The sequence below is a fragment of the Streptomyces canus genome, assembly GCF_041435015.1.
GTDB lineage: Bacteria > Actinomycetota > Actinomycetes > Streptomycetales > Streptomycetaceae > Streptomyces > Streptomyces canus_G.
The window spans coordinates 1,297,489-1,310,922 of record NZ_CP107989.1 but is presented as its reverse complement, the minus strand read 5'-3'; the positions used below and the strand labels follow the sequence as shown (position 1 = coordinate 1,310,922).

Here is a 13,434-nt window from a genome sequence, read left to right as displayed (position 1 = left end):
GCGGCGCCTACTTTTCGTAGGGGATCCGCGGAGTTCCCGAGCGGCACGTGCCGCAGGCAGTGACCGGGAACGGACGGTCAATTTCCGTTTCCACTCGCTCCCTTGGCGGTCGATCAGTAGCCTCAGCTCGAACACCGGATCGTCTACGCCTTGGAGAGATACATGGAGCGTCCCGCCTGGGCTCCCCGGAGCATCGACATCTCGGTGCCGAGTGTCTCGCGTATCTACGACTTCTACCTGGGCGGTTCGCACAACTTCGAGGCCGACCGGGAGGCGGCCCGCAGGGTCATGGAGTTCGCACCGGGGCTGCCGAAGACCATGCAGGCGAACCGGGCCTTCCTGCGGCGGGCGGTGCGGTTCGCCGCCGGCGAGGGCATCACCCAGTTCCTGGACATCGGCTCCGGCATCCCGACCTTCGGCAATGTCCACGAGGTCGCCCAGAGCGCCCGCCCCGGCGCCCGTGTCGTCTACGTCGACCACGACCCGGTGGCCGTCGCGCACAGCCAGGCCGTTCTGGAGGGCAACGCGGACGCGGGAGTCGTCGCCGCCGACCTTCGCAAGCCCCGGGAGATCCTCGCCAGTCCCGAGGTTCAGCGCCTGATCGACCTGAACCGGCCGGTGGCACTGCTTCTCGTTGCCATACTGCACTTCGTGGAAGACACGGACGACCCCTACGCAGCGGTGGCGGAGCTGCGCGACGCACTCGCGCCGGGCAGCCTGCTGGTGCTCACGCACGCGTCGTACGAGGGAATGCCGCTTCCGCAGGAGCGGACCGAGGGTGCGGTGGACGTGTACAAGGACATTCGCAACCCGCTGATCATGCGCTCGCGCGAGGAGATCGCGCGGTTCTTCGAGGGGTACGACATGGTGGAACCGGGACTGGTGTCGCCGCCGCGGTGGCGGCCCGAGTCGGCGACCTGGAACCCCGACGACGAGGATCCGTGGGCCTTCTCCGGGTTCGCCGGCGTGGGACGTACGGCGTGATCGCCGAGCCGGACGGGCCGGAGGACAGACTGCGCCGGTTCGCGACGATCTGGAGCCGGGCCGTCTTCCCGGTGACGTCGACGTCCGCGACCCGGCCGGAGTTCGAGGAACAACTGCTGCCGCTGGCCCGCCGGTTGAGCGAGGCGCTCGCGGCCAGGGTCGTCGACACCGACGAGGGCCGGGCCGTCGGCGCCGCCCTCGTCGACGCGCACTGCACGGATCCGGAGGCGCTGACCCGCTCCCTGGACTGCGTCGACGCCTATCTGGTGCTCTACTGCGGCGGCGACGGCGACCGCGAGGACCTGCGGTCGCGCTCCGCGCGACTCCAGCACGCCATGGCCGCCGGGTTCGCGCACGCGCTGCGGGAGCGGACGCTGGCCGAGCAGGAGGCCATCGCACAGGCCGCCCTCGAGGCGCAGGGCGTGGTGGCACAGGCGCTGCACGCGACCGAGGCCCGGTTCCGCGCGGTGTTCGAGGGCGCGGCCATAGGGATCGGCATCGCCGACCTGGACGGCAACGTCCTCCAGGTCAACGGCGCGCTGCTGCGCATGTTCGGCATCACCGACCAGACGATGCGCGGCCGCCGGGTCCAGGAGTGGACCCACCCCGAGGACGCCCCCCAGACCTGGACGCTCTACGACGAACTCGTCCGCGGCGAGCGCGAGCACTACCACCTCGAAAAGGCCTTCTACCGCCCGGACGGAACGGCCCTGTGGACCAACCTGACGGTCTCCCTGCTGCGCGACGCCGACGGCGTCCCGCAGTACCAGCTCGCCCTCATGGAGGACACCACCGAGCGCCGGCTGCTCAACCTCCGGCTGCGCTACGAGGCCACGCACGACGCGCTCACCGGACTGCCCAACCGCACGCTGTTCTTCGAGCGCCTGGAGAAGGCGCTGAACGCGGGCGAGGGCCAGCGGTTCGGCCTGTGCTACCTCGACCTCGACGGCTTCAAGACCATCAACGACAGCCTCGGCCACGCGGCCGGCGACCGGCTGCTCGTGGAGGTCGCCGACCGGCTCCAGTCGTGTGCGACCGCGCCGGGCGAGATGGTGGCCCGGCTCGGTGGTGACGAGTTCGTGGCACTGACCACAGGGCCCGACACCGAGAGCGAGGTCGACGACCTCGCGGCGCGCATCATGAACGTGCTGCTCGCCCCGGTCCGTATCGACGGCCGCGAGCTGACCGTGCGCGGCAGCATCGGCATCGTCGAGGGCCCCACGGGCGAGCGGGGTCCGGCGGAGGTCCTGCGCAGCGCCGACATCACCATGTACCGGGCCAAGTCGGCGGGCGGCAACCGCTTCGAGCTGGCCGACCCGGAGGCCGACGCCCGCGCCATCACCCGGCACGGGCTGACCACGGCGCTGCCCGCGGCCCTGGACCGCGGCGAGTTCTTCATCGAGTACCAGCCGCTGGTCCACCTCGGCGACGGCAGTGTGCGGGGCGCCGAGGCGCTGGTGCGCTGGCTGCATCCACAGCACGGGGTGCTCGGCCCGGACCGGTTCATCCCGCTCGCCGAGCACACCGGGCTGATCGTGCCGCTCGGCCGCTGGGTCCTGGAGCAGTCGGTACGGCAGGCCCGCGAATGGCGAGAACGCTACGGGGAGAACGGCCCTCAGAGGATCAACGTCAACCTCTCGCCGTGCCAGCTCACCCACCCCGGCCTGGTCCAGGACACCGTCGACATCCTGGAGCGCGCCGGCGTCGAGCCGGATGCCCTGTGCCTCGAAGTCACGGAGTCGGCCCTCATCGGCGCCGACGACGACCTCCTCAAGCCGCTGCGCCGGCTGGCCGAGATGGGCGTCGACATCGCCTTGGACGACTTCGGCACCGGCTACTCGAACCTGGCGAACCTGCGCCGCCTCCCGGTCAGCGTCCTGAAGCTGGACCGCTCCTTCACCCAGAGCATGCAGCAGTTCCCCGCCGATCCCGTCGACCTCAAGATCGTCGAGGGTATCGTTTCGCTCGCCCACGGCCTGAACCTCGCGGTGACCGTCGAGGGGGTCGAAACCGGGGCCCAGGCCGAGCAGTTGCGGATACTGGGCTGCGACACGGCCCAGGGCTGGTACTACGCCCGCCCGGGCCCGCCGGAGCGGCTGCACGAGCTGGCGCTGGTGGACGCGACGGGCTGAACGCCCCGCCCCCTCAGGGCAGCGGAAGCGACCGCAGCGAACCGTGGGTACGGGCCATGACGACGACATGGCCCGTGTCGCCGTCCGGCACGACGACCACGGGGTGTTCGCCGTCTCGGGTCTGCGCGTACGCCGCGGACATGCGGGGCGCGGCGGTTCCGGTCCCCCGCGGACCCGCGTGCAGGTCGATCGTGAGCACGCGGCCCCGCGTAGTGCGGTCGTTGACGGGGGTGAAGGTCACGAACCGGCCGCCGGCCACGGCGGCGTCCGCCTCGGTGGCGTACGTGCTCCACAGTTTGCGGTCGTTCTCGAGGTCGTACGCGAACCAGTCGCCCGCGCTCGTGTCCTCGGCGCCGGCTTCGTACAGCACCAGGACCCCGTCGTCGGAGATCACCCCGTGCACGGGCTTGTTGATCGTGTTCCGCGGGGTCGGCAGCGGCCTCAGCGTCGCCGGATCCAGGCGTCGCATGGGCGGGAAGGTGTCCTCGGCGGAGAACGGGCTGCCGGTGCAGACCAGGTAGTGGCCGCCGGTGACGAGGTGCGGGCACTCGACGCCCGTGGGGCTGGTCGCCACGGTGTCGCCGGTGCGGGCGTCGCGGGCGGTGACCCGGGTGCCGTCGGCCGTGTAGACGCGGCCCCGGAAGGCGGCCAGGGGCTCGCCCGTGCTCCAGCCGACGGTCCGGTGCCACAGGGGCGTGCCGTCGGATGCGCGCACGGCGTCGAGGACGGCGGCGGTGTCCGTGAAGGGAGCCGGCGCGTGGAGGGCGTAGACGATCCCATCCGCAGCGCCGAGGGCGAAGTAGGCCCGGCTGGTGGGCAGTTGATGGGTCCACGCCTGCGTACCCGTCCGCAGGTTCGCCGCGCGGAGCCTGCCCGCGACCCCGGTCACGGCCCGTTCGTCGGCCGCGTCGACGACCAGTCCGGCGCTCTTGCCGTGGTCGCCCGCGGGCACGGTCCAGGTGATACGGCCGTCGGCCCGCGAACGCCCCACGAATCCGCCGGAGTCGGTCGCGCACACCACCTGGTGCGCCGTCGCGCCGCAACTGCCGTGGGCCTCCCGGCTGGAGAGGGACGCCGTCCACGCGCGCCACGGGCCCGAGACGGACCTCGAGGTCGTCTCCACCGTCAGCCCGGAGTCACCGGACGGCGAGGAGACCGCCGGGCTCTTCGATCCGCCGGACGCGGTGTTCCCCGCGCACCCCACCAGCACCAGCAGTGCCGCGCCCACCGCAACGATCCGCCGCTTCATCCCCGCCCACCCCGTCTGAGAAAACCCCATGCTACGACCGCTCAGCGCTCCAGGAGCATCCGCTGCAACTCCCGTGCCGCCCGCGGCGGAGCCACATCGCTGCGGTGGGCCAGCGCGATCGTCCGGTGCAGGCCGGGCCGGGCGAGCGGGGTGACCCGCAGCCCCCGGCCCGAGCGGGTGGCGACCATGCGCGGTACGACGGCCACGCCCAGGCCCGCCCGGACGAAGCCCAGCACCGCGTCCATCTCCCCGCCCTCCACCGCGAAGTCCGGCTCGAAGCCCTCGGCACGGCATGCGGCCACGGTCAGTTCGCGCAGGTCGTAGCCGTGCCGGAACATCACCAGGGGCTCGCTCTCCAGGTCGGCGACGCGCACGGTACGGCGGCCCGGACCGCCGGGCGCGGGTCCCTCCGGCGAGGACACGACCACCAGGTCCTCGCGCAGCAGCTCCACCGTCGTCAGCGCCGGGGACGGCGACGGCAGCGGGAGGACCACCAGGGCCAGGTCGAGGGCACCGCGCGCGAGCAGCCGGACGAGATCGTGGGAGCCGCCCTCCTCGATCATCAGCCGGATGCCGGGATAGCGGTCGTGGAAGGCGCGCAGCACGTCCGGCAGCAGACCGGTGCACAGGCTCGGGGTCGCGCCGAGCCGGACCCGGCCGCTGCGCAGCTGCACCAGCTCCTGCACCTCGTGCCGGGCCGTGTCCGCGTCGGCCAGGATGCGGCGGGCCAGCGGCAGCAGGGCCTCGCCCGCGTCGGTGAGGGAGATGTTGCCGCGCGCCCGCAGGAACAGATCGGCCCCGAGCTCCCGCTCAAGGGCCTTGATCTGCTGGGACAGGGACGGCTGTGCCACATGGACGAGGTCGGCGGCGCGGGTGAAGTGCCGGGTCTCGGCGACCGCCACGAAGTACTGGAGCTGCTGGAACTGCATCCTCGTACGATAGCCGTTCCCTATGGAATCAAGCCGGACCATGTCTTGGACCGATCGGCCCGTTCGGCCCTAGCGTCTTGACCCATGGCTCTGGCAACGCGGACGGACCGACGGCCGTCCATGGCACGCACCGTGTGGGACAGCTCCGTCGGCAAGAAGACCGTGATGGCCGTCAGCGGCCTGATCATGCTGCTGTACCTGGTCGTCCACATGATCGGCAACCTGAAGATCTTCTTCGGGGCGGGCGAGTTCAACCACTACGCGCACTGGCTGCGCACGGTCGGCGAACCGTTCATGCACTACGAGTGGACGCTCTGGCTCATCCGCGTCGTCCTGGTGGTCGCCGTCGTCGCACACGCCGTCTCGGCGTACCAGCTCAGCCGCCGCGACATCCGGGCACGGCCCAGCAGGTACGTCCACAAGAAGCCGCGGGCGAGCTACGCGACGCGCACCATGCGCTGGGGCGGGATCATCCTCGGCCTGTTCATCGTGTGGCACGTCCTCGACCTGACGACCGGCACCGTGCACTCCGGCGGCTTCCAGGAGGGCCACCCGTACCAGAACGTCGTGGACACCTTCTCCACCTGGTACGGCAACGTCATCTACATCCTCGCGATGCTCGCCCTCGGCCTGCACGTCCGGCACGGCTTCTGGAGTGCCGCGCAGACCCTCGGCGTCGGCAGCCGCACCCGCGACCGTGCCCTCAAGGCCGTCGCCCATGTCCTCGCACTGCTGCTCACGGCCGGCTTCATCGCGGTGCCCGTGGGTGTCATGACCGGAGTGGTGAGCTGACCATGACCTACACCGACTACCTGACCGGCGAACCGGTCGTCGACACCAAGGCTCCGACAGGTGCCGTGGCCGAGCGCTGGGACAAGCGCCGTTTCGAGGCCAAGCTGGTCAACCCCGCCAACCGCCGCAAGCACACGGTGATCGTCGTCGGTACCGGCCTCGCGGGCGGCTCCGCGGGCGCGACCCTCGCCGAACAGGGCTATCACGTCGTCCAGTTCTGCTACCAGGACTCCCCGCGCCGCGCTCACTCCATCGCCGCTCAGGGCGGCATCAACGCGGCCAAGAACTACCGCAACGACGGCGACTCGATCCACCGCCTCTTCTACGACACCGTCAAGGGCGGCGACTTCAGGGCGCGCGAGTCCAACGTCCACCGCCTGGCACAGATCTCGGTGGAGATCATCGACCAGTGCGTGGCGCAGGGCGTGCCCTTCGCACGGGAGTACGGCGGTCTGCTCGACACCCGCTCCTTCGGCGGGGTGCAGGTCTCCCGGACCTTCTACGCCCGGGGCCAGACGGGCCAGCAGCTCCTGCTGGGCGCGTATCAGGCGCTGTCGAGGCAGATCGCGGCCGGGAACGTCGAGATGCACCCGCGCACCGAGATGCTCGATCTGATCGTCGTCGACGGCCGGGCTCGCGGGATCGTGGCCCGGGACCTCGTCACCGGTCGCATCGACACATACTTCGCGGACGCGGTGGTGCTGGCCTCCGGTGGCTACGGCAACGTCTTCTACCTGTCGACGAACGCCATGAACTCCAACGCGACGGCCGTCTGGCGGGCCCACCGCCGCGGCGCCCACTTCGCCAACCCGTGCTTCACCCAGATCCATCCGACCTGCGTGCCGCGTACCGGCGACCACCAGTCCAAGCTCACGCTGATGAGCGAGTCGCTGCGCAACGACGGCCGGATCTGGGTGCCGAAGGCCAAGGGTGACACCCGTCCGCCGAACAGGATCCCCGAGGACGAGCGCGACTACTACCTGGAGCGCATCTACCCGTCCTTCGGCAACCTCGTCCCGCGCGACATCGCCTCCCGCGCCGCGAAGAACGTCTGCGACGAGGGCAGGGGAGTGGGGCCGGGCGGACAGGGTGTGTACCTCGACTTCGCCGACGCCATCCGGCGCATGGGCCGGGGAGCCGTGGAGGCCAAGTACGGCAACCTCTTCGACATGTACCAGCGGATCACCGACGAGGACCCGTACGAGGTGCCGATGCGGATCTACCCCGCCGTGCACTACACGATGGGTGGCCTGTGGGTCGACTACGACCTCCAGACCACGATCCCCGGCCTGTTCGCGATCGGCGAGGCCAACTTCTCCGACCACGGGGCCAACCGCCTCGGCGCCTCCGCGCTGATGCAGGGCCTGGCCGACGGCTACTTCGTGCTGCCGGCGACCATCAACGACTACCTCGCCCGCAACCCGCACCAGGACGCGGTGACCGGCGAACACCCCGCCGTGGAGGAGGTGTTGGCGGAGACCGAGGACCGGCTCAACCTGCTCCTCGCCGTCGACGGCGACCGGACCCCGGACTCCTTCCACCGCGAGGTCGGCGAACTCATGTGGGAGTTCTGCGGGATGGCGCGCACCGACTCAGGTCTGCGCAAGGCGCTGGAGCGCATCCCGCAGATCCGCGAGGAGTTCTGGCGGCGCATCAAGGTGCCCGGCACCGGCGAGGAGTTCAACCAGTCGCTGGAGAAGGCGAACCGCGTCGTCGACTACCTGGAGCTCGCCGAGCTGATGTGTCTCGACGCACTGCACCGCGCCGAGTCCTGCGGCGGTCACTTCCGCGAGGAGTCCCAGACGCCCGACGGCGAAGCCGCCCGCCGGGACGACGAGTTCGCCTACGCGGCGGCCTGGGAGTTCACCGGCACCGGTGAGGCTCCCGTCCTGCACAAGGAAGACCTGGTCTTCGAGTACGTCCACCCCACTCAGCGGAGCTACGCATGAAGCTCACCCTGCGCGTCTGGCGACAGAAGAACGCCGACGCCGACGGTGCGATGTCCACGTACGAGGTGGACGGCATCTCGTCCGACATGTCCTTCCTGGAGATGCTGGACACCCTCAACGAGGAGCTCATCCTGCGTGGCGAGGATCCGGTGGCCTTCGACCACGACTGCCGGGAGGGCATCTGCGGCGCGTGCTCGCTCGTCATCAACGGCGACGCCCACGGGCCCGAGCGGACGACCACCTGTCAGCTGCACATGCGGTCCTTTTCGGACGGCGACACGATCGACGTCGAGCCGTGGCGGGCGTCCGCGTTCCCGGTGATCAAGGACCTGGTCGTGGACCGGTCGGCCTTCGACCGGATCATCCAGGCCGGGGGATACATCACGGCGCCCACGGGTGCGGCGCCCGAGGCCCATGCGACGCCGGTACCCAAGCCCGATGCCGACCTCGCCTTCGAGCACGCCGAGTGCATCGGCTGCGGGGCGTGCGTCGCCGCATGCCCCAACGGAGCGGCGATGTTGTTCACCGCGGCCAAGGTGAATCACCTGAACGTGCTGCCGCAGGGGGCGCCGGAGCGGGAGACCAGGGTTCTCGACATGGTGGAGCAGATGGACGAGGAGGGCTTCGGCGGGTGCACGTTGACGGGTGAGTGCGCGACGGCCTGTCCCAAGGGGATTCCGTTGGTCTCCATCACCAGCATGAACAAGGAATGGCTGCGGGCGACCCGGAAGGTCGCCAGGCGCTGAGGGACGTTCGCCGACAAGGTGCGGACGGGCGGGGCCGGACGTGGTGCTCAGGTCCGGCCCCGCCAAGGTCGCTTGGACCTGAACAGGGCTGGGTCGATCAGCCCGCGGAGCGCTTGCCCGGGCTCCGGAAGGCGGGGGGTCGGGCCCCCGCAGCGGGCCGGGGCCCTCCGCAAGGCGCAGCGCCTCTTGTCGTACGGCGGGATCGGCGTCGGGGAGCAGGGCCTGGACCGTGTCGTGCGCGCACCCGTCCCCGGGTCCGTGGCGAGCGCGACGACGAACGGCAGGGCGGCGGTGGCGAGCGAGGACAGCCCGTCTCTTGCCGACTCGCCCAGTCCCTCCCACGCAACCGCCTCCAGCGCCTCCACCACTCGTACGTCCCCTGCTTCTGTGATCGGCTCCCGGAGCGAGACGGTAGCCCCGGTCCCGGGGTTGCCTTGCTCCGGTCACCGGTGGGACACCGGCCGGTCGACGGAGTCGGAGGCCCCGGACACCTTGCCCGAGCCGTTCAACCTCCGCACATCCGCGCTCTCGGAACCCGTCACGTACACGCCAACCGGCGTCGGGAGAACAGGGACAGCGGCACCGCTCGCCGCCTCCGCCTGTGACCTGGAGAGTGCCATGAACGGCGTTTCCACCCTGGACCGTCCCCCGCAGAGCGTCGCCCCGACCCGCTACACCGTCCGTCTGGCCCGCGACGAGGATGACGTACGGGCCGCGCAGCGGCTGCGGCACGACGTGTTCGCCGGGGAGATGGGCGCCCTCCTGTCCACCCCGGAACCCGGCCTCGACGTGGACGGCTTCGACGCCTACTGCGACCACCTGCTCGTCCGCGACACCGTGACCGGCCAGGTCGTCGGCACCTACCGGCTGCTGCCCCCGGAGCGGGCCGCGGTGGCGGGACGCCTGTACTCGGAGGGCGAGTTCGACCTCGCGCCGCTCGACGCGATCCGCCCGGGCCTCGTCGAGGTCGGCCGCTCCTGCGTGCACCCCGACCACCGCGACGGGGCCGTCATCGGTCTCATCTGGGCCGGGATCGCCCGCTACATGGTGGACCGCGGCCACGACTGGCTGGCCGGCTGCTGCTCGATCCCGCTCGCCGACGGCGGCGCGCTCGCGGCCGGCACCTGGGACCGGGTGCGCACCAAGTACCTGGCTCCCGAGGAGTTCCGGGTACGGCCCCTGCTGCCCTGGGAGCCGGCCCAGGGGACGCCCGCCGCCCACACCGAACTGCCCCCGCTGCTGCGCGGCTATCTCCGCCTCGGCGCCTGGGTGTGCGGTCAGCCCGCCCACGATCCGGACTTCGGGGTCGCCGACATGTACGTGCTGCTGTCGATGCGCCGGGTCGACGCCCGCTATCTGCGGCACTTCCTCTCGCTCGCCCCGGCCTGATGAGCGTCTGGCTGCCCAGCGCGCCCTGCACCCCGGGGGCGTGCGTGGAGCGGACGGGGGCCGCCACGGCGGTACCCCGTGCCGTGCTGCGGCTCCTCGCGGTCACGTCGGTGCTGCTCGCCGGGATCGCGTTGCTGCCGGTCGGCCGGTTGATCCCGGCCGGCGCGGTCAGGTGGTGGTGCCGGGCGGTGGTGCGGGCCTCGGGGGTCCGGGTCCGCATGTCCGGCCCTGCCACGCCCCCGGGCGGGGTGCTCCTGGTCGCCAACCACATCTCGTGGCTGGACATCCCGCTGCTCGCCGCCGTACGCCCGGCGCGGATGCTCGCCAAGTCCGAGATCCGGCGGTGGCCCGTGGCGGGGTGGCTGACGGCCCGCAGCGGAGCGCTGTTCATCGAGCGGGACCGGCTGCGTGCCCTCCCGGACACGGTCGCCCGGATCACCGACGCGCTGCGCGGGGGCTCCGCGGTCGCCGTCTTCCCCGAGGGCAGCACCTGGTGCGGCCGTGCCCAGGGCCACTTCCGTCGCGCGGTGTTCCAGGCGGCCCTGGACGCCGGGGTACCCGTCCAGCCGGTGAGCCTGCGGTACCGCCTTGTCGACGGCGGGTCCAGTACGGCCCCCGCCTTCATCGGCGACGACTCGCTGCTCGCATCGGTGTGGCGGGTGGTGTCGGCACGGGGGCTGATGGCCGAGGTGGAGGTGGTGGACCCCGTCCCCCCGGGCAGCCACCCCGACCGCCGCTCACTGGCCCGGGCCGCACAGTCCTGCTCGTGCCACGGGCGGACCGGGCAGCACACGGCCGACTGACACCCCGACGGCCACGGCGGCGAGGCCGACCGTCCGACGGGCACCATCCCTGAGCCTGCCTGCCTGCACGCGGCGGGGCGGTCACCGTCGGGCACCCCATGGTCAGGTGCCCGACGTCAGTGCCCTTGCCAGGTAAGGGGCCGTGGCGCTCCCCTCCACCCCGGCCACGAGCCCCGGCGTTCCCGCCGCCACGATCCGTCCGCCGGCGGCCCCGCCGCCCGGGCCCAGGTCGATGACCCAGTCCGCGCCCGCCACGACCGACATGTCGTGCTCGACGACGATCACGGTGTGACCGGCGTCGACGAGGCCGTGGAGTTGGCGCATGAGGACCTCCACGTCGGCCGGGTGGAGGCCGGTCGTGGGTTCGTCGAGGAGGTACAGGGTGTGGGCGCGGCGGACGCGCTGGAGTTCGCTCGCGAGCTTGATGCGCTGGGCCTCGCCGCCGGAGAGTTCGGTGGCGGGCTGGCCGAGGCGGAGGTAGCCGAGACCGACGTCGAGGAGGGTGGCGAGACTGCGGGCCACGGCCGGGGTGTCCGCGAAGAAGTCCGCCGCCGACTCCACCGTGAGGTCGAGCACCTGGGCGATGGTCCGTCCCCGGTACGTCACATCGAGCGTGGCGGGGTTGTAGCGGGCCCCGCCGCAGTCCGGGCAGGGCGCATACGTGCTCGGCAGGAAGAGCAGCTCGACGCTGACGAACCCCTCGCCCTGGCAGGTCTCGCAGCGCCCTCCCGCCACGTTGAAGGAGAACCGGCCCACACCGTAGCCGCGTTCACGCGCCGCGTCGGTGCCGGCGAAGACCTTGCGCACGACGTCGAACAGGCCCGTGTAGGTCGCCAGGTTGGAGCGCGGGGTCCGGCCGATCGGCTTCTGGTCGACCGAGACCAGACGGCCCACCCCCTCCCGCTCCTCCGTGATCTCGCCGACCAGCGTGGACTTGCCCGAGCCCGACACCCCGGTCACCGCGGTGAACACGCCGAGCGGGAACTCGGCCGTCACCCCGCGCAGGTTGTGCCGGTTGACCGGCCCGACCGTCAACCGGCCGCGCCATGACCGCACTTCACGTTTCACCACGGGGGAGCGGTCGAACAGGAACCGAGCCGTCGCCGATTCCGTGACCTCGGCCAGCTGCTCCACCGGACCGCTGTGCAGCACCCGCCCGCCGTGCTCACCCGCCCGCGGCCCGACGTCCACCAGCCAGTCCGCCCCGCGCATGACGTCCAGCTGGTGCTCCACCACGAACACCGAGTTGCCGGCCGCCTTCAGCCGCGCCAGCACCGTGAGCAGTGCCTCGGTGTCCGCGGGGTGCAGTCCGGCGGAGGGCTCGTCGAGGACGTACACGACGCCGAACAGCCCGGACCGCAACTGGGTGGCGAGCCGCAGCCGTTGGAGTTCACCGGCGGACAGGGTGGGCGTCGCGCGGTGCAGGCTGAGATAGCCGAGACCGAGCTCGACGATGGGCGCGATACGGGAGGTGAGGTCGTCGGTGAGGACCCGCGCGGTCTCGCCGCGGCCGACCAGCGAGGCGGCCAGCTCGGTCAGCGGCAGTGCCGCGAAGTCGGCGATCGTGCGGCCCGCGAAGGTGACCGCCAGCGCCTCCGGACGCAGCTTGCTGCCGCCGCAGACCGGGCACGGGGTGGAGACCAGAAACCCCTCGGCCTTCGACCTGAGCGTCTGGCTCTTGGAGTCCGCGAAGGTCTTCAGGACATAGCGGCGGGCGCTCATGTACGTGCCCTGGTACGGGCGTTGAATGCGGTCCGCGTCCCGCACCGGGTGCACGGTGACGACCGGCTGCTCGTCGGTGAACAGGATCCACTCCCGCTGTTCTGCGGGCAGCTCACGCCAGGGGCGGTCCACGTCGTAGCCGAGCGCGTCGAGGATGTCCCGCAGGTTCTTGCCCTGCCAGGCACCGGGCCACGCCGCGATGGCGCCCTCCCGGATCGACAGCGACGGGTCGGGGACCAGCGACTGTTCGGTCGTACGGTGGACGCGGCCCAGGCCATGACACTCCGGGCAGGCGCCGACCGCCGTATTGGGGGAGAAGGAGTCCGAGTCGAGCCGTTCGGCGCCCGGCGGGTAGTCACCGGCCCGGGAGAACAGCATGCGCAGCGAGTTCGAGAGAGTGGTGACGGTCCCCACGGACGAACGGGACGTCGGCGCCGAACGACGCTGCTCGAGCGAGACCGCGGGCGGCAGTCCGGTGATCTCCCCGACCTTCGGCGCGCCCACCTGATGGATCAGCCGGCGCGCATAGGGGGCCACCGACTCGAAGTACCGCCGCTGAGCCTCCGCGTAGATCGTCCCGAACGCCAGCGACGACTTCCCCGACCCGGACACCCCGGTGAACACGGCCAGCACATCCCGCGGAATGTCGACGTCCACCCCTTGGAGATTGTGCTCGCGGGCACCGCGGACGCGGACGTACGGGCCGTGGGAGCCGTTGGGGTCGTGCATGAGAACGACT

General features: G+C 71.5%; 10 protein-coding genes. 7 read left to right on the top strand and 3 right to left on the bottom strand.

Annotated elements, in window-relative coordinates; translation table 11 throughout:
* Positions 1–162: 162 nt before the first annotated feature.
* Together OG841_RS06150 and OG841_RS06145 are read left to right on the top strand one after the other, a co-directional pair.
* Positions 163–984 (top strand): SAM-dependent methyltransferase, encoded by an 822-nt coding sequence (locus OG841_RS06150; RefSeq protein ID WP_328642394.1) that lies wholly within the window; start codon positions 163–165, stop codon positions 982–984.
* On the top strand, positions 981–3,116 hold the full coding sequence (locus OG841_RS06145) for a putative bifunctional diguanylate cyclase/phosphodiesterase (protein ID WP_328642395.1): 2,136 nt from the start codon (positions 981–983) through the stop codon (positions 3,114–3,116). The genes OG841_RS06150 and OG841_RS06145 overlap by 4 nt, the downstream gene beginning before the upstream one ends.
* A gap of 13 nt (positions 3,117–3,129) precedes the next feature.
* Here OG841_RS06145 and OG841_RS06140 read toward each other — a convergent pair whose 3' ends face one another.
* Entirely contained in the window at positions 3,130–4,365 is a 1,236-nt protein-coding gene (locus OG841_RS06140) for an outer membrane protein assembly factor BamB family protein (protein WP_328642396.1), read from the bottom strand.
* Between the two features lie 41 nt (positions 4,366–4,406).
* Positions 4,407–5,294 carry a LysR family transcriptional regulator gene (locus tag OG841_RS06135; RefSeq protein ID WP_328642397.1) on the bottom strand — a complete coding sequence of 296 codons (888 nt, stop codon included), beginning with the start codon at positions 5,292–5,294 and terminating at the stop codon, positions 4,407–4,409.
* Positions 5,295–5,414: 120 nt separating this feature from the next.
* Between OG841_RS06135 and OG841_RS06130 the strand changes: the two genes are divergently transcribed.
* The 5 genes from OG841_RS06130 to OG841_RS06110 all read left to right on the top strand — a co-directional run bounded on the left by OG841_RS06130 (position 5,415) and on the right by OG841_RS06110 (position 10,973).
* Entirely contained in the window at positions 5,415–6,086 is a 672-nt protein-coding gene (locus OG841_RS06130) for a succinate dehydrogenase (protein WP_328642398.1), read from the top strand.
* Between the two features lie 2 nt (positions 6,087–6,088).
* Positions 6,089–8,035, top strand: coding sequence for a fumarate reductase/succinate dehydrogenase flavoprotein subunit (locus OG841_RS06125; protein WP_328642399.1), 1,947 nt, complete (start codon positions 6,089–6,091; stop codon positions 8,033–8,035).
* Positions 8,032–8,781: a succinate dehydrogenase/fumarate reductase iron-sulfur subunit gene (locus tag OG841_RS06120; RefSeq protein ID WP_328642400.1), complete on the top strand. Its 750-nt coding sequence runs from the start codon at positions 8,032–8,034 to the stop codon at positions 8,779–8,781. Before OG841_RS06125 ends, OG841_RS06120 begins: the two co-directional genes overlap by 4 nt.
* Before the next feature lie 618 nt (positions 8,782–9,399).
* The gene (locus OG841_RS06115; protein ID WP_371563918.1) at positions 9,400–10,170 is read left to right on the top strand and encodes a GNAT family N-acetyltransferase; all 771 of its coding nucleotides are present in this window, start codon (positions 9,400–9,402) and stop codon (positions 10,168–10,170) included.
* Entirely contained in the window at positions 10,170–10,973 is an 804-nt protein-coding gene (locus OG841_RS06110) for a lysophospholipid acyltransferase family protein (protein WP_371563916.1), read from the top strand. The genes OG841_RS06115 and OG841_RS06110 overlap by 1 nt, the downstream gene beginning before the upstream one ends.
* A gap of 102 nt (positions 10,974–11,075) precedes the next feature.
* Here OG841_RS06110 and OG841_RS06105 read toward each other — a convergent pair whose 3' ends face one another.
* Complete coding sequence (locus OG841_RS06105; protein ID WP_371563914.1) at positions 11,076–13,424, bottom strand: ATP-binding cassette domain-containing protein; 2,349 nt, start codon at positions 13,422–13,424, stop codon at positions 11,076–11,078.
* Positions 13,425–13,434: the final 10 nt, after the last annotated feature.

What these genes read in the sequence shown, in the direction of transcription:
- OG841_RS06150 (WP_328642394.1), top strand. Translation starts at nt 163, where the DNA reads ATGGAGCGTCCCGCCTGGGCTCCCCGGAGCATCGACATCTCGGTGCCG.
- OG841_RS06140 (WP_328642396.1), bottom strand. Translation starts at nt 4,365, where the DNA reads ATGAAGCGGCGGATCGTTGCGGTGGGCGCGGCACTGCTGGTGCTGGTG.
- OG841_RS06135 (WP_328642397.1), bottom strand. Translation starts at nt 5,294, where the DNA reads ATGCAGTTCCAGCAGCTCCAGTACTTCGTGGCGGTCGCCGAGACCCGG.
- OG841_RS06130 (WP_328642398.1), top strand. Translation starts at nt 5,415, where the DNA reads ATGGCACGCACCGTGTGGGACAGCTCCGTCGGCAAGAAGACCGTGATG.
- OG841_RS06125 (WP_328642399.1), top strand. Translation starts at nt 6,089, where the DNA reads ATGACCTACACCGACTACCTGACCGGCGAACCGGTCGTCGACACCAAG.
- OG841_RS06120 (WP_328642400.1), top strand. Translation starts at nt 8,032, where the DNA reads ATGAAGCTCACCCTGCGCGTCTGGCGACAGAAGAACGCCGACGCCGAC.
- OG841_RS06115 (WP_371563918.1), top strand. Translation starts at nt 9,400, where the DNA reads ATGAACGGCGTTTCCACCCTGGACCGTCCCCCGCAGAGCGTCGCCCCG.
- OG841_RS06110 (WP_371563916.1), top strand. Translation starts at nt 10,170, where the DNA reads ATGAGCGTCTGGCTGCCCAGCGCGCCCTGCACCCCGGGGGCGTGCGTG.
- OG841_RS06105 (WP_371563914.1), bottom strand. Translation starts at nt 13,424, where the DNA reads ATGCACGACCCCAACGGCTCCCACGGCCCGTACGTCCGCGTCCGCGGT.